Source organism: Nocardia sp. NPDC003482, assembly GCF_053588115.1.
Map to the genome: position 1 here is coordinate 223,083 of NZ_JBSFPI010000003.1, position 17,569 is coordinate 240,651.

A 17,569-nucleotide genomic window follows, 5' to 3' on the forward strand; every position below is an offset into this window, starting at 1 on the left:
CTATCCGCTCGATTGCCTGTTCAAAGCGCCGTTTGGCCCGGGTCGGACAGCCGACCCCACGGTTTGCTAGTCGTTCGTTCAGTGGCGCTCGTTACGTGACGCCCGCCCCATCATGCCATCGCGGCCGCGCTGGTTCGCGACCGACAGCACATGTCCCAATCGCGGACCGAGATCGGCCAGCGCCTCGGCCGAGGTCATCTGGTCGTGGGTCGCGGCGACGGGGTGATCGGTGATCTCACCGTCCACGTAGAAACGCCAGTTCCGGGCGGCCGTGTCGTGGCCGAGCGCGCTGAAGTAGTCGAGCCGGCCCCGGAACACCGCGGGCGAGTACTCGGCGATGAGTTCGGCCGAGCGGACCGCGCTGCGATAGATGCGCCGCACCCGATCGGGCGTCAGCACGGCCATATCCGGCGGGATGGTGGCGTGCAGCGCGGCCACCGCCTCGTCGCTCAGCTCGTGGATGTCGCCCTCGCCGACGAGCGCCTCCGCGCCGATCCCGATCTCCGCCAACGCCTCTCGAATGGCGGTGCGGAAGTCGGCGACGTCGATGTCGGGGTGGCTGTCCAGCATGGCCAGCAGTTCCACCTGTTCGCCGCTGCCCTGGAGCGCGGTCGCGACGGCGTGCGCGAGCACCCCGCCCAGCGACCAGCCGAGCAGCCGGTACGGGCCGTGCGGCTGTACGGCGCGGATCTCCGCGGCGTAGCGCACGGCCATCTCGGTGAGCGAGTTGGGCAGGTAGCCGTCCTCGGTCAGTGCCGGGGATTGCAGTCCGTAGATCGGGGTGTCGTCCAGGTAGCGCGCCAAACCGGCGTAGCACCAGGACAATCCGTACATCGGATGGATGCAGAACAGCGGATTGCCCGCGCCCTCGGCCCGGATCGGCAGCAGCACCGACAGCGCCGCGTCGGAGTCCTGGTCGAAGTCGTGTTCCCGCGACAGCGCGGCCAGGATCCGCTCGCTCAGCGTGGCGACGGTCGCGCCGGTGAAGAACCACTGCACCCGCACCTCGGCCCCGGTGAGCGTGCGCAGCCTGCTGACCGCGCGGGTGGCGACGAGCGAGTTGCCGCCGAGATCGAAGAAGTCGTCGTCCAGCCCGACCCGCTCGGCGCCCAGCACCTCGGCGAACACGTCGGCCACGGTCTGTTCCAGCGGTGTCGTCGGCGCTCGGTACGGCCGCCCGGCCGCCCGCGGCACCGGCAGCGCCTTGCGGTCGAGTTTGCCGCTGGCATTGAGCGGCAGTTCCGCCAGCACCACGACCGTGGCCGGAATCATGTACGCGGGCAACGATTCCCGGGCCCGCCCGAGCACCGCGCCCTCGTCCACCGTCCCACCGGGGGGCGGCACGAGATAGGCGACGAGCCGATCCCCCGAGCCGTCCCGCACCAACGAGACCACGGCGTGCCGCACCGACTCGTGCGCGGCCAGCACCGATTCGATCTCCCCCAGCTCGATCCGCTGCCCCCGCAGCTTCACCTGAAAGTCGGTGCGCCCCAAATACTCCAGCACGCCGTCCCGCCAGCGCACGATATCGCCCGTGCGATACAGACGCCCGCCGCCCGATGCGCCAGCCGCGCCCCCCGATTCGCCAGCAGCACCCCGCGATTCGCCAAGCGCGCCCCCCGGTCCGCCAGCAGCGCCCCTCGATTCGCTAGGCGCGCCCCCTGATTCGCCAAGCGCGCCCCCTGATCCGCCAGGTGCGCCCCCCGATCCGCCAAGCGCGCCCCCCGATCCGCCCGTCGCACCCCCCGGTACCCCGAAGGGGTCGGCCACGAACCGCTCGGCCGTGAGCGCGGGCGCGCCCAGATAGCCGCGCGCCAATTGCACACCGGCGACGTACAGTTCGCCCGGCGCGCCCGGCGGCACCGGCCGCAGTTGCCGATCCAGCACGTGGACCCGGGTATTGGCGACGGGCAATCCGATCGGCACGTTCCCGGCTGGCGCGGTGTCCACCGGGTACGCGGTGACCACGGTGGCCTCGGCCGGGCCGTACCAGTTCACCAGCTCGGCCTGTTCGAAGCGGGCCGCGAAGGCCGCCGCGGTCTCCCCGGTCAACGCCTCCCCCGCGGCGAACACCCGGCGCAGCGCCGGAAGTCCCTGCGCCACATGCGGATTGGCGGCCGGATCGAGGAACGCGTCCAGCATGGACGGCACGAAATGCACCGTGCTCACCGAACGCTCCTCCATGAGCCGCGCCAGATAGGCCGGATCCCGGTGCCCGTCCGGTTCGGCGATGACGACGGCCGCGCCGGTCTGCAAGGGCCAGAACAGCTCCCAGGTGGAGATGTCGAAGGTGATGGGCGTCTTGTGCAGCACCACGTCGCCGGTGTCGTGCGGATAGGTCCGCTGCGCCCACCGGAACTGGTTGACCATCTGCCGGTGCGTGATCACCACGCCCTTGGGGCGGCCGGTGGAGCCGGAGGTGTGGATGACATAGGCGACGCCGTCCGCGCCGACCTCGACCGGGGCGACGCTCCGATCGGTCGACAGGTCGGTGACGTCGAGCACGAGAGCGCCGGTGTCCGTGGCGAATCCGTCGCGCCCGGTGGTCAGCACGCACACCGGATCGGCGTTGGCGAGCACGAATTCGTTGCGCTCGGCCGGATGGTCCGGATCGATCGGCACGTAGCCGCCGCCCGCCCGCAGCACCGCGTAGATCGCCAGGACCAGTTCGATCGAGCGCCGCATGGCCACCGCGACCAGTTGCTCGGGCCCGACCCCGCGCGCGGCGAGGGCGGCGGCCAGCGCGCGGGAACGCTCGTCGAGTTCGCGGTAGCTGAGCGTGGTGTCGCCGAAGTGCAGCGCGGGAGCGTGCGGGGTGCGGGCGACCTGGGCGTCGAACAGCGTCAGCAGCGTCGCGTCGTCGTCGACCAGTTCGGGGGCCGCGGTGGCGTTGCGTTCGGCGAGGGCGGCGCGCTCGTCGTCCAGCAACGCGTCCACCTCGGCGACACGAGCCTGCGGGGTAGTGGTGAAGCGGCCGATCAACCGCGAAAGCCGTTGCGCCAGCGCCTGTGCCGTCGATTCGTCGAACACGTCGCGCAGATACTTCAGCGACACCCGCAACTGCTGATCCAGCACCACCATCACGGTCACCGGATAGTGCGTGCCGTTGACCGACCCGACACCGGAGACGCGCATGCCGTCGATGGCGCTCGCCCGGTCCAGTCCCTCGCGGTCCACGGGGAACGATTCGAACACCACCAGCGAGTCGAACAGCCCCTCCACGCCGACGGTCTCCTGGATATCGCTCAACCCCAGGTAGTGATAGTCGAGCAGATCGGCCTGCTCGCCCTGCAACTGCCGCAGCAGCCCGGCCAGGGTGTCGTCGGCGCGCAGCCGCACCCGCACCGGGATGGCGTTGAGGAACAGGCCCACCATCGTCTCCACGCCCGCCAGTTCCGGCGGCCGTCCCGAGACGGTCGCGCCGAACACCACGTCGTCGCGGTCGACGCTGCGCCCGATGAGCAGACCCCACGCCGCCTGCACGACGGTATTGACGGTGACGCCGAGCCGGGCGGCCAGCCGGGTCAGGGCGGTGGTGTCGGCCACCGGTAGTTCGAAGCCGACTTCGCCCACGCCCGAGGCGATTTCGCGGCCCGGATCGACCGGCGCGAGCGGGGTGGGTTCGGTGATCCCGGCCAGCGCGGTCCGCCACGCGGCGCGCGCGGCGTCCGGATCCTGGGCGACCAGCCAGCGCAGATAGTCGCCGTAGGAGTGCACGGGCGGCAGCTGCCGCGAGCGCGGCCCGAGCGCGTACAGGATGAGCAGATCCTGCATGAGCAGCGGCATCGACCAGCCGTCGATGAGGATGTGATGGCTGGTCACCAGCAGCCGGTAGGCGTCGGCGGCGGTGCGGATCAGGGCGAAGCGCAGCAGCGGCGCGGTGCGCATGTCGAAGCGGTCGGCGTAGTCGGCGGCCTCGATCCGGGCCAGCTCGGCGCGCGCCTCGGCCGGGCTCAGATCGGCGAGATCGACAGCGCGCCAAGGCAATTCGACCCGGTCCAGCACCACCTGCACCGGCCTGCCGTCGGCGTCGTCGGCGAAGGCGACGCGCAGATTGTCGTGCCGGTCCAGCACCGCCTGCGCCGCCTCGCGCAGCCGCCGCTCGTCCACCGTGCCGTTCAGGTCGAGGCTGAACTGGGTGGTGTAGACGTCGACCGACGCGTCGGCGAGCAGCGCGTGGAACAGCATCCCCGACTGCAACGGGGTGACCGGCCACACGTCGATCAGATTCGGGTACGCCGCGTGCAGCCGATCGATATCGGCCTGCGCCGGACGCACCAGCGGGAAGTCCGAGGGCGTGAAACCGCCCACGCCCGAACGGGTTCCGTGTTCGGCGAGCCCGCCCAGCGCGCGCACCCAGTGCCCGGCGAACTCCTTGATCCGCTCGACGTCCAGCACGGCCGTGGCGTAGTCGAACCGGGCCAGCAGCCCGTCCTCGGTGGCGTCGACGGTCAGATCCAGGAACAGGTCCGCCGCGGGGGTGTCCGGATACGCGTGCGCGGGACGCAGATCGCGGTAGCGCAGCGCCGCCCGGCCGTGCGCGAGCGCGGCGAGAGCGTCGGCGGTGCCCGGATTCAGATAGCGCAGCAGGCTGTAGCCCACCCCGTGGTCGGGCACCGCGCGGCGCGACTCCTTGATCTGGGCCAGCGCCCGGCCCGCGGCCGGTCCGCCGACGAGCGCGTCCTCGACGTCGACGCCGTCGAGGCCGAGCACCAGCGGGAATGTGGTGGTGAAACCGCCCACGGTGCCGAAGGATCCGGGCCCGGTGACGGTGCGGCCGTCGGCGGCCAGTTGCACGACCGGTCCGATCAGCGCGGCCGCGGCCCCGTGCAACGGCGGCCGCAGCGCGAGCGCGAAGGCCGTGACGAGCACGTCCTCCACCGAGGCGTGATAGGCGTCGGCCACCGCGCCCACGGCGGCCGCGCCCTCGGCGGTGATGACCAGCGACACCCGCCCGCGCGCGGTGAGGTCGACGCCGTCGATCGGCTCCTCGGCGGGGACGGACGCGAGTTCGGTGCGCCACCAGGACAATTCGCCGGTGGTGGCCGGATCGGTGGCGCGCTCGGCCAGGGCGCGGGTCACCCGTGCGGGTCCGGCGTCGAGGGCCGCGGCGGCGGCGTGCCCGCCGGACCAGGCCGCGGACAACTCGTCCACGATCACCCGCCAGGACGCGTCGTCGACGACGATGCCGTTGGCGACCACGACCAGCGTGCCCGGCGCGGGGTCGGCGTCGGGTTCGGTCGGGGCGATCAGGCCGAAGCCGATATTGCGACCGGCGAACGGATCGAGTTCGGCGGCGAGCGTGCGCAGCGCCACCTCGGCGCTGTCGTCGGCGGGCACGAATCGCCGCAACTCCGCCGGTTCCGGCCGCTCCGGAAGGGCAAGGCGCGGTTCGGGTTTCGCGGACGCCTCGGCGGCGGGCGGCATCGGCAGCAGCCGGGTCTCGGGATCCGCGGCGACGGGCAGGATCTGCGTCTTGGCCTCGGCCCAGTCGGTGTCGAGGACCTCGCCCGGCGCGGCGACCGTCGGCACCGGCAGGAACCGGGTCGCGTCCGTCTCGACCGGTTCCGCGGCGACCACCGGCGGCGACCCGTCGGCCGGTTCCAGCCGGGCCGAGAGCATCGGATGCCGCTCCAGCACCGAGTCGACGGCGGCGGCGATGCGGGCGGGCGGGCAGTCGCTCGGGATGCTCAGGGCGATGGCGCGGTTGTCGCGACCGGCGGGGTCGATCTGCAACAGCCGCACCGCCATCGGCGGCAGCGGCAGCGGACCGGTGGCCGCGGCCGGTTCGGCGGTGTCGGCGTCGACGGTCGCGGCGCGGGCCAGCGCCTCGACCGTGCGGTTCTCGAACACGTCGCGCGGGGTGAGGTGCACGCCGCGCCCGCGCGCCCGCGAGACCACCTGGATGGAGACGATGCTGTCGCCGCCGAGGGCGAAGAAGTCGTCGTCGAGCCCGACGCGGTCCCTGCCGAGCACCTCCCCGATCACCTCGGCCACGACCTGTTCGGCCGGGGTACGCGGGGCGCGGTAGGCGCGGGTCTCGAGCACCGGCTCCGGCAGCGCCCGGCGGTCCAGCTTGCCGACCGGGGTCAGCGGAATCTCGTCGAGCACCACGATCGCGGTGGGCACCATGTATTCGGGCAGCACGCGGCCCAATTCCTCGGTGAGCGCGGCGGTGTCGAGCGTGACCCCGGGCGCGGGCCGCACATAGGACACGAGAATCGTTGCGCCCGCGTCGGTTTCGTGCCCCACGGTGACCGCGAAGTCCACACCCGGCCGCGCGGCGAGCGCGCTGTCGATCTCGCCGAGCTCGATCCGGAACCCGCGCACCTTGACCTGGAAGTCGTTGCGGCCCACATACTCCAGCACACCTTCGCCCCGCCGCCACCGCACCACATCGCCGGTGCGGTACAGGCGTCCGCCGCCCTCATTCTGGACCCCGAAGGGGTCGGCGACGAAACGGGCGGCGGTCAGCCCCGGCCGATCGTGATACCCGCGCGCCAACTGAATACCGCCGAGATACAACTCCCCCGCCACGCCCTCGGGCACCGGCCGCAGCCGCGCGTCCAGCACCAGCGCCCGAATCCCCCGGATCGGCCCGCCGATGGTCACCGGCTCGCCCGGAGTCAGCGGGTCGCTGATATTGGTCATGACCGTGGTCTCGGTCGGCCCGTACCCATTGTGGAATCGGCGCCCCGGCGCCCCGGCCCATTTCGCGGCCAGTTCGGCGGGCACGGCCTCGCCACCGGCGACGATCACCTTCATCTCGGCGAGCGCGGCGGGGTCCAGCGAGGCCAGCACGGACGGGGTGAGGAAGGCGTGGGTGGCGCGTTCGCGGGCGATCAGGTCGGCGAGTTCGTCGCCGCCGAAGGTGCGCGGCGGCACCAGCACCAGCGCGCCCGCGCCGCCGACGGCCAGCAGCAGTTCCAGCACGGAGGCGTCGAACGACGGCGAGGCGAAGGCCAGGGCGCGCGAATCATGGTCGAGCCCATAGCGTTCCACCTGTTCGGCACTGAAGTTGGCCAGCCCGGCGTGGGTGACCACGACGCCCTTGGGCAGCCCGGTGGAGCCGGAGGTGTAGATGACGTAGGCGGCGTTGCCGGGTCGCAGCGGCGCGAGGCGATCGGCGTCGGTGATCGGCTCCCCCGACAGCGAATCCACCTGGTACGCGAACTCCGGGGTGTCGAGCACGACCCAGCCGCCGCTCACCTCGGGCAGTTCGGCCACCACCGCGCGCAGCGTCACCCCGAGCGCGGCACGGGAGTCGGCCACCATGTGCGCGATCCGGTCGGCCGGATAGGTGGGATCCACGGGCACGAACGCCGCCCCCGACTTGGTCACCGACCAGAGCGCCACGACCGCCTCGATGGAGCGCGGAATGGCCACGGCGACAAGCACATCGGGGCCCGCGCCGAGTTCGACGAGCCGCCGCGCCAGCTTGGACGAGGCGAGGTCGAGCTGGGTGTAGCTGTAACTGCGGCCCTGATAGACCACGGCCGGGCCGTCGGGGTTGGCGTCGACCGCGGCGGCCATGAGGTCGGGCAGCGTGCGCGGCGGAACGGCGGGGGCGCCCGCGCGGCGGACCAGGTCGGCGCGTTCGGAGTCGTCGAGCAGATCCAGGTCCCCGGCCGCGGTGGCGGGCGCGGCGGCGACGGCGGCCAGCAGGCGGCGGAACCGGCGGCCGAGGTCGGCGACCGTGGCCTCGTCGAAAAGGTCACGCGCGTAGGTGATCTCGGCCGCGAGCCCGGCCTCGGAGCCGTCGGCGGCGCGCTGTTCGCGCATGGTCAGCAGCAGATCGAACTTGGCGGTGTCGGCGGCCGGGTCGAGCGCGGTGAAGCTCAGGCCGGGCAGGTCGAAGGCGGTCCCGGCGAGGTTCTCGAACGACAACGCCACCTGGAACAGTGGGTGCCGGGCGGCGGAGCGGGCCGGGTCGAGCGCCTCGACCAGTCGCTCGAAGGGGATGTCGGCGTTGGCGAAGGCGCGCAGATCGGTTTCGCGGTTGGCGGCCAGCAGCTCGGTGAACGGCCGATCGGGCGCGACCCGGGTGCGCAGGACCAGCGTATTGACGAACATGCCGATCAGATCGTCGAGTTCGGCCTCGCCGCGGCCCGCGATCGGGGTGCCGATCGCGATGTCGTCGCCGCCCGACAGCCGCGCCAGGAATACCGCCAGCGCGGTGTGCACGACCATGAACAGCGTCGCGTTGTGGCTCCGGGCCAGCTCGGCGAGGGCGCGATGGACCTCGGCGTCGACCACGAAGTCGGTCTTGCCGCCCGCGAAGGTCTGCGCGGGCGGGCGCGGCCGATCGGCGGGCAGGGTGAGTTCGTCGGGCAGATCGGCGAGTTCGGTTGTCCAATAGGCCAATTGGGCGCCCGCGAGGGATTCGGGGTCGTTCTCGTCGCCGAGCACCCGGCGCTGCCACAGCGCGTAGTCGGCGTACTGGATCGGCAGCGGCGCCCACGCGGGCGCGCCGCCGCCGGAGCGCGCGACGTAGGCCACCATCAGGTCGCGGGTGAGCGGGCCCATGGACCAGCCGTCGGCGGCGATGTGGTGGGCGACGAAGACCAGCACGTATTCGGTGGCCGAGAGCTGGAACAGCCCGATCCGGAACGGGATCTCGGCGCTGACGTCGAATCCGGCGCCGACCATCCGGCCGACCTCGTGGGCGACGCGTTCCTCCCCGATCGTCACGGGTTCGAGATCCACCGGCACCTCGGCGACCGGCAACACCCGCTGCACGGGCCGCCCGTCGATCGCCGGGTAGACGGTCCGCAGGATCTCGTGCCGCGCGACGAGATCCGCGACCGAGCGCCGCAGCGCCGCCACATCGAGCGCGCCGGAGAGCCGGATGGCGACGGGAATGTTGTACACGGCCGCGGCGGTGTCGAATTGGTTGAGGAACCACATGCGCTGCTGCGCGAACGACAACGGCACCCGGTCGGGGCGTTCGACGGCGACGAGCGGGGTGCGGGTGGTCTCGCTCGCACCGCGTTCGACCTTCACCGCGAGCGTGGCCACCGTCGGGGCCTCGAACAGCGCGCGCACCGGCACGCGGGTGTCCAGCGCCGCGCCGACCCGGGCGGCGACCTGGGTGGCCAGCAGCGAGTTGCCGCCGAGGGCGAAGAAGTCGTCGTCCGCGCCGACCCGGTCCACCCCGAGGACCTCGCGGTAGACCGCGGCCACGATCTCCTCGACCGGCGTGCCCGGGGCGCGGAACGCGGCGGCCTCGAATTCGGGTTCCGGCAGCGCCTTGCGGTCGAGTTTGCCGTTCACGGTCAGCGGCAGCGCGTCGAGCACCACGAACGCCGACGGGATCATGTAGGAGGGCAGCGCGCCGGACAGGGCCGACTTCACCCGCGCCACAACGATATCCGCGTCGGCGGGCACGAGGTAGGCGACGAGCCGGTCGCCGGTACGGGTGTCGGAGGTGGCCAGCACGACGGCGCGGGCGATCTCCGGCAGCGCGAGCAGCGCCGCCTCGATCTCCCCGAGTTCGATGCGGAAGCCGCGGATCTTCACCTGGAAGTCGGTGCGGCCCCGGTATTCCAGTTCGCCGTCGCGCCAGGCGACGAGGTCGCCGGTGCGGTACATGCGGGTGCCGATTTCGCCGTTGGCGCCCCCCTGTCCCCCGAAGGGGTCGGCCACGAAGCGGTCGGCGGTCAGATCGGGGCGGCCGAAGTAGCCGCGAGCCAGTTGCGCGCCCGCGAGGTACAGCTCACCGGGCACCCCGTCCGGCACCGGACGCAGCCGCGAATCCAGCACGTACACCCGGCTGTTCCACTCGGGCAGGCCGATCGGGACCGCGACGGTGTCGGCGTCGGTGACGCGGTGGGCGGTGATGGAGACGGCCGCCTCGGTCGGGCCGTACAGGTTGAACAGTTCGACGCCGGGGTGCGCGGCGCGCAGGCGTTGGGCGAGCGCGCCGGGCAGGGCCTCGCCGATGGCGAGCACCCGGCGCAGCGGGCCCGCCCCGGTGCCGACGGTCAGCAGCGCGTCGAGCATGGACGGCACGACGTGCAGGGTGGTCACGCCCTCGCGCGTCATCAGCTGGTGCAGGTACACCGGGTCGCGGTGCCCGTCGGCGGTGGCGATCACCAGGCGACCACCGCAGACCGCCGCGGACCAGAACTCCCACACCGACAGATCGAACGTCGCGGCCGTCTTCAACAACACCGCGTCATCCGCACCGAGCCCGAATTCCGCCGTCTTCCACAGCAATTGGTTCACCACGGCCGCGTGCGGCACCGCCACACCCTTGGGACGACCCGTGGAACCGGAGGTGAAGATGACATACGCCGTGTTCTCCGGGCGCAGCGGCGCGCGGCGCTCGGCGTCGGTCACCGGTTCGTCCGGGAAGTGCGACAGGTCGAGTTCGTCGAGCCGTATCAGCGGGGCCGGGAGGCCGGAGAGGACGCCGCCGGTCCGGCGGGTCGCGGGGAGGGGCGCGGGTTCGGTGCGGGCCGGGATGGAGTCGCGGCGACCGCGCCAGTCGAGGGTGTGGCCGCGGTCGGCGGAGGTGGCGCGCGGGACCGGTGCCGGTTCGGCGGACTCCACGGAAACCGTTGTCCCGGAGGCGATCTCGGTGGTAGTGAGCACGCACACCGGATCGGCGGCGGTGAGGATGTAGCGGATGCGTTCGGCGGGCTGGTCGGGGTCGACGGGGACGTAGGCGCCCCCGGCCGCGGTGACGGCGTACATGGCCACCACGAGGTCGACCGAGCGCCGCAGTGCCAGCGCCACCCGGGTCTCGGGTCCGACGCCGAGCGATACGAGGTGCCGGGCGAGGCGGTGGACGCGCGCGCCGAGTTCGCCGTAGGTGAGTTCGAGCCGTCCGTCGACGCTGTCGGGGAGGTCGGCGACGAGCGCCACGGCGTCGGGCGCGGCCGATATCGAGCGGTCGAGCAGATCGCCGAGGGTGAGGTCGGTGTCGGTCGGTTGCGCGGTGTCGTTGCGGGACACCAGGATTCGGTCGCGTTCGGCGGCGGTGAGCAGTTCGATGTCGCCGACGGGGGTGTGGGCGTCGGCGGCGACCGCGGCGAGCAGCCGGGTGAGGCGTTCGACGAACTCCGCGGCGGTGTCGTGGTCGAAGAGGTCGGTGGCGTAGGTCAGGAAGCCACCGATACCCTCCGCCTTCCCGTCCTCCCCGTAGGCGTCCGCCACGATCAGGTGCAGATCGAATTGCGACACATCGAGATCCGCGTCCACGCCCCGCACGATCAGACCCGGCAGATCCAGCTGCGTCCGCGCCACGTTCTGGAACGACAAGCCCACCTGGAACAACGGATGATGCGCGGTCGACCGACGCGGATTCAACACCTCCACCAGCCGCTCGAACGGCACATCCGCGTGCGCGAACGCCTGGAGATCCACCTCGCGCTGCCGAATCAGCAACTCCCCGAACGACTCCGAACGATCCAGCCGCGTCCGGAACACCACCGTGTTCACGAACATGCCGATCAGATCGTCCAACTCGGCCGCACCGCGACCCGCCACGGGCGTTCCGACCGCGATGTCGTCGGTTCCCGACAGCCGCGCCAGCAACACCGCCAGCGCCGAATGCACGACCATGAACACCGTGGCCCCGTGCGCATGAGCGAGTTCGACCAGCCCCGCGTGGGTTTCGGCATCGATCTCGACCGGGACGCGCGCCCCCGCGAGGGTGGCCACGGCCGGGCGCGGCCGGTCGGTGGGCAGTTCGAGCAGGTCGGGGAGGTCGGCGAGGTGCCGCCGCCAGTAGGAGATCTGCCGGGCGGCGATGGATCGGGCGTCGTTCTCGTCGCCGAGCACCGCCCGCTGCCACAGCGCGTAGTCGGCGTACTGCACCGCCAACGGCGGCCACGCCGGGGCCTCCCCCGACGTGCGCGCCGCGTACGCGGTCATCACATCGCGCACCAACGGACCCATGGACGAGGCGTCACCCGCGATGTGATGGACGACGACGGCCAACACGTATTCGCGCTTCGAGCCGGGCGCCAGATCCGAGATCTCGAGCAGCCGCACCCGCAGCGGCACCTCGGCGGTGACATCGAACGGGGTGGCCGCCAGTGCGTGCACCGCGGCCGGGACATCCGCGGCGGCGATGCGCTCGACGCGCACGCCCAGCCGGGTGTCCGGCGGCAGGATCACCTGCACCGGACCCTCCGGCGTCTCCGGGTACACCGTGCGCAGCACCTCGTGCCGGGCCACCACGTCATCCAAAGCGGCACTGAGGGATTCGGCGTCCAGACTGCCGGTCAGACGCAACGCGAACGGCAGATTGTAGGCCGCCGACCCCGCGCCGTCGTCGAAGCGGTTGAGGAACCACATGCGCTGCTGCGCCAACGACAGCGGCAGCCGCTCCGGCCGCTCGACGCTGCCCAGCGGCACGGCGGTATCGAAATGGGCCTGCGATTCCACGGCCGCGGCCAGGTCGGCGACGATCGGCGTCTCGAACAGCGCGCGCACCGGCACCCGGCCACCGATGGCCGCGCCGACGCGGGCGACGACCTGGGTGGCGATGAGCGAGTTGCCGCCGAGGGCGAAGAAGTCGTCGTCCGCGCCGACCCGCTCGACTCCGAGCACCGCGCCGAAGATCTCGGCCACGATCTCCTCGACAGGTGTTGCGGGAGCGCGGAATTCGCGGGCGGCGAAGGTGGGTTCGGGCAGCGCCTTGCGGTCGAGCTTGCCGCTGGCATTGAGCGGGAACTCCGCGAGCGGCACCACGGCCGCGGGAATCATGTAGGCGGGCAACGAATCCGACAGCGCCGCGCGCAGCCGCTCGGCGTCGATCCGCTTCCCCGGCGCGGGCACCGCGTAGGCCACCAACTGCTCGCCCAGCGTCGACGGCACCACCAGCGCCACCGCCTGACTCACCGACGACTGCGCCAACAACGCCGTCTCGATCTCCCCCAGCTCGATCCGCTGCCCCCGGAACTTCACCTGGAAGTCCGTGCGCCCCAAGTAATCCAGCCGCGCGGGCAGATCGCCGGACGCCGGACGCCACACCACCAGATCCCCGGTGCGGTACATGCGCGACCCGGCGGACCCCTGCACCCCTCCGCCAATGGCGCCCCCTTGTACCCCTCCGCCAATGGCGCCCCCCTGTACCCCGAAGGGGTTGGCCACGAACCGATCCGCCGTCAGATCCGGCCGCCGCACATAGCCGCGCGCCAGCTGGTCCCCGGCCAGATACAGCTCCCCCGGAACCCCGGGAGGCACCGGGCGCAGCCGCGCGTCGAGCACGTAGACCTGAGTGTTCCACTGCGGCAACCCGATCGGGACCGTCGGGCGGTCCTCGCCCCAAGCGGGCCAGTAGGTGACCGAAACGGCCGCCTCGGTCGGCCCGTACAGATTGTGCACCCGCGCGGGCGACACCCGATGCAGGGCGTCCACGGTCTCCGGGGGCAGCGCCTCGCCGATGACCAGCACGTCCTGCAACGACGGGCAGGCGTGCGGGGAAGTGTGGGTGGCGAAGACGGTGAGCATGGACGGCACGAAATCGGTGACCGTGACATGTTGCGCCGCAATCGTTTCCGCCACGTACACCGGATCCCGATGCCCGTCGTGCGTCGCCACGACCAGCTTCGCCCCCGCCCGCAGCGGCATGAAGTAACCCCACAACGACACATCGAACGTCGTCGCCGTCTTCTGGAGATACACATCGCCCGTACCCAGCGGGTAGGCGGCGAGCATCCAGGTGATCTGGTTGTGGATGGCCGCGTGCGAGATCGCCACGCCCTTGGGGCGACCGGTGGAGCCGGAGGTGAAGATGACGTAGGCGGGATGCTCGGGCCGCAGCGGGCGCACGAGTTCCCCGTCCCGGATCGGGCTGGGATCGAAGCGGCTCAGATCCATGGTGTCCAGCCGCAGCAGCGGGGTGTCGATCGGCACCGCGACCGAATCGGCGACGGTGGTCACCACCACGATCGGGCGGGCCGTGTCCAGGATGTGGGCGATGCGCTCGGCCGGATGATCCGGATCCAACGGCACATACGCACCACCGGCCGCCACGATCGCGTACATCCCCACGACCAGATCCAACGACCGCCGAATCGCCAACCCCACCAACGACTCCGGACCCACGCCGCGCGAAATCAACAGCCGCGCCAGCTGATTCACACGGGCGTCGAACTCGGCGTAGGTGAGGGTGTCGCCCTCGTAGCTCACCGCGATCGCGTCCGGGAACTCCGCCACCGCGCGCCGATAGCCGTCGAGCAGCAGTTCCGGTTCGACCGGATAGCCGGTGTCGTTCCAGTCGTACAGGATCCGCTCGCGCTCGTCCGGGCGCAGCAGCTCGATATCGCCGACGGGTCGCACGGGATCGGCGGCGACCGCCTCGAGCACGCGCAGCAGCCGGTCGGCGAATCCGGCCACGGTGTCCTCGTCGAACAGGTCGACGGCGTAGGTGAACAGCGCCGACATGCCCGCGGCGCGCGGCAGCACGGTCAGCTGGAGATCGAATTTGGCGACGGCGCCGTCGAATTCGAGCGCCTCGGCCGACAGACCCGGCAGCTCCAGCCGCGGCTTGTCCATGTTCTGGAAGAACAACGCCACCTGGAACAACGGATGATGCGCCTGCGACCGCACCGGATCGAGCACCTCGACCAACCGCTCGAACGGCAACTCCGCATGCGAGAACGCCGCCAGATCGGTGTCCTTCACAGACGCCAGCAACTCGTCGAACGATGCGCCCCCGTCGACCCGGGTCCGCAGCACGAGCGTATTGACGAACATGCCGATCAGCCCGTCGAGTTCGCGCTCACCGCGTCCCGCGACCGGGGTGCCGATGGCGATGTCGTCGGTCGCCGACAGCCGCGCCAGCAGTGCCGCGAACGCGGCGTGCACCACCATGAACAGCGAGCCGCCGCAGCGCTGGGCGAGCCGCTCGAGGTCGGCGTGCAGCTCCGCGTCGATCTCGAAGGCGTATTCCGCGCCGCGCCCGGACGCCACGGTCGGGCGGGGGCGGTCGACGGGCAGGTCCAGCCGATCGGGCAGGCCCGCCAGGGCGTCGCGCCAGTACGAGATCTGTTTCGCCGCAAGCGAATCCGGATCGGACTCCGCCCCGAGCACGGTGCGCTGCCACAGCGCGTAGTCGGCGTACTGCACCGGCAGCGGCGGCCACGACGGGACGGCCCCGTTGCGGCGGGCGAGGAACGCGGCCAGCAGATCGCGCATGAACGGCCCGACCGAGGCGCCGTCGGCGGCGATGTGGTGCGCCACGACCGCGATGACGTGATCGTCGGGGGCCAGTTCGCCCAGGCCGATGCGCAGCGGCACCTCGCTCGCGACGTCGAAGCCGGTGAGCGCGTATCCGGCGACCCATTCCTCGATCTCGTCCTCGCGCAACGGTTTCGGCGCCAGATCGGGGGTGGCCTGCGCGGTGGGCAGGATGACCTGGTGGCCGGTGCCGTCCACGGCCGGGTAGATCGTGCGCAGCGTCTCGTGCCGTTCGATCACGTCCGCGACGGCCGCGGCGAGCGCGTCGACGTCCAGATGTCCGGTGAGCCGGATGGCGAACGGGATGTTGTCGGCCGGGGAGGCCGGATCGAACTGGTTGAGGAACCACATCCGGCGCTGGGCCAGCGACAGCGGGATGAGTTCGGGCCGGGGCATGGCGGTCAGCGGTAGTCGATCGCCCTCGCCCTTCAGCGGTTCCAGCCGCACCGCGAGTTCGGCGACCGTGGGCGCCTCGAACAGCAGCCGCGCGGGCACCCGGGCCGAGACGAGCGCGCCGAGCCGGGCCGCCACCCGGGTCGCGACCAGCGAGTTGCCGCCGAGTTCGAAGAAGTCGTCGTCGGCGCCGATCGGGGTCTGCGGATCGAGCAGTTCGGTGAACACCCCGGCGACCAACTGCTCGAGGGGCCCCTCCGGGCTGCGGAAACGCTTGGTCTGCAACACCGGTTCCGGCAGGGCGGCGCGATCGAGCTTGCCGACCGGGGTCAGCGGGATCTCGTCGAGCACGGTGATCGAGGTGGGCACCATATGCCCGGGCAGGCTGCGTTCGGCGTGCGCGGTCAGGTCGGCGACATCGATGGCCGCGCGGGGCGCGGGGTGCACATACGCGGCGAGGATGGTGGCGCCGCTGTCGAGGGTGTGCCCGACGGTGACGGCGAAATCGACCGCCTCGTGCGCGGCCAACACCGCGTCGATCTCACCCAGCTCGATCCGGAACCCGCGGATCTTCACCTGGAAGTCGTTGCGGCCCAGGTATTCCAGCGCGCCGTCGGCGGTGCGGCGGACGAGGTCGCCGGTGCGGTACAAGCGGGTGCCGATTTCGCCAGAGGCGCCCCCCTGTCCCCCTCCGCCACCGGCGCCCCCCTGTACCCCGAAGGGGTTGGCCACGAATCGGGCGGCGGTGAGCCCGGGCCGAGCATGATACCCGCGGGCCAGTTGCGCACCGGTGATGTAGAGCTCGCCGACCGTGCCGTCGGGAACCGGCGAAAGCCGTTCGTCCAGAACGTATTCGGTGATATTGCGGATGGGCCCGCCGATGGTGACCGGCGCGCCGGGCTGCAACGGCGCGCTGATATTGGTCATGATGGTGGTCTCGGTCGGGCCGTAGCCGTTGTAGAACTCGCGCGGCCGCCCGGTCGAGCCGATCCGGAACACCCAGCGCCGCACCAGTTCCGGCGGGCACGCCTCGCCGCCCGCCACCACCACCCGCAGATCGTCCAGGCCGGTGGGGTCGACCGAGGCGAGCGCGGCCGGGGTGATGAAGGCGTGCGTCACCTCCTCGCGGGCGAGCAGCGCCGCGAGTTCCTCCCCGCCGAACACCGACGGCGCGGCCACCACCATGGTCGCCGCGCCGCCGACGGCGAGCAGCAGTTCCAGCACCGACGCGTCGAACGACGGCGACGCGAAATGCAGTGCGCGCGAATCACCGTCGACGCGATACCGTTCCCGTTGCTCGTCGCAGAAGCTCGACAACCCGGCCTGGGTGACCACCACGCCCTTGGGCTTGCCGGTCGACCCGGAGGTGTAGATGACATAGGCCGGATGTTCGGCGCGCAGCGGACGCAGCCGGTCGGCGTAGGTGACCGGATCGGCGGAGAACTCCTCGAGCCGCGCGGTGAGGGCGGCGTCATCGATGGTCAGCCACTCGACCTCGGGGGGCAGGTCGGCGCGTTCGGCGGCGACGGTGAGGCCGACGACCGCGCGCGAATCGGCGACCATGTGGGCGACGCGTTCGGCCGGATAGTTCGGGTCCACGGGCACGAAACCCGCGCCCGTCTTGGCGACGGCCCACACCGCCACCACCGACTCGATCGACCGCGGGATGCCGACCGCCACCAGATCCTCCGGCCCGATGCCCCGCTCGATCAGCAGGCGGGCCAGGCGGGTGGAGCGTTCGTCGAGTTCGGCGTAGGTCAGTTCGGCGAGGGTGGCGGTGGCGTCGGCGAACACGACGGCGAGCGCGGCCGGATCCACCTCCACCGCGGTCGCCAGGAGTTGCGGCAACGTGGTGACACGTGGTCTGCGGGTACGGGTCGGACGGACACGAGCGGGCCGGGTCATGCCGTGATCGCTTCCCACGCCGCGTACCACCCGACCACCCGAACCACGTCTCTCACCCTGCCTGTCGTCGCCCGTG

At 71.8% G+C, this 17,569-nt stretch carries 1 protein-coding gene; it reads right to left on the reverse strand.

What is annotated here, in order from left to right:
• Positions 1–78 precede the first annotated feature (78 nt).
• The gene (locus ACWDSJ_RS06505; protein ID WP_450030017.1) at positions 79–17,424 is read right to left on the reverse strand and encodes an amino acid adenylation domain-containing protein; all 17,346 of its coding nucleotides are present in this window, start codon (positions 17,422–17,424) and stop codon (positions 79–81) included.
• Between the last annotated feature and the right edge of the window lie 145 nt (positions 17,425–17,569).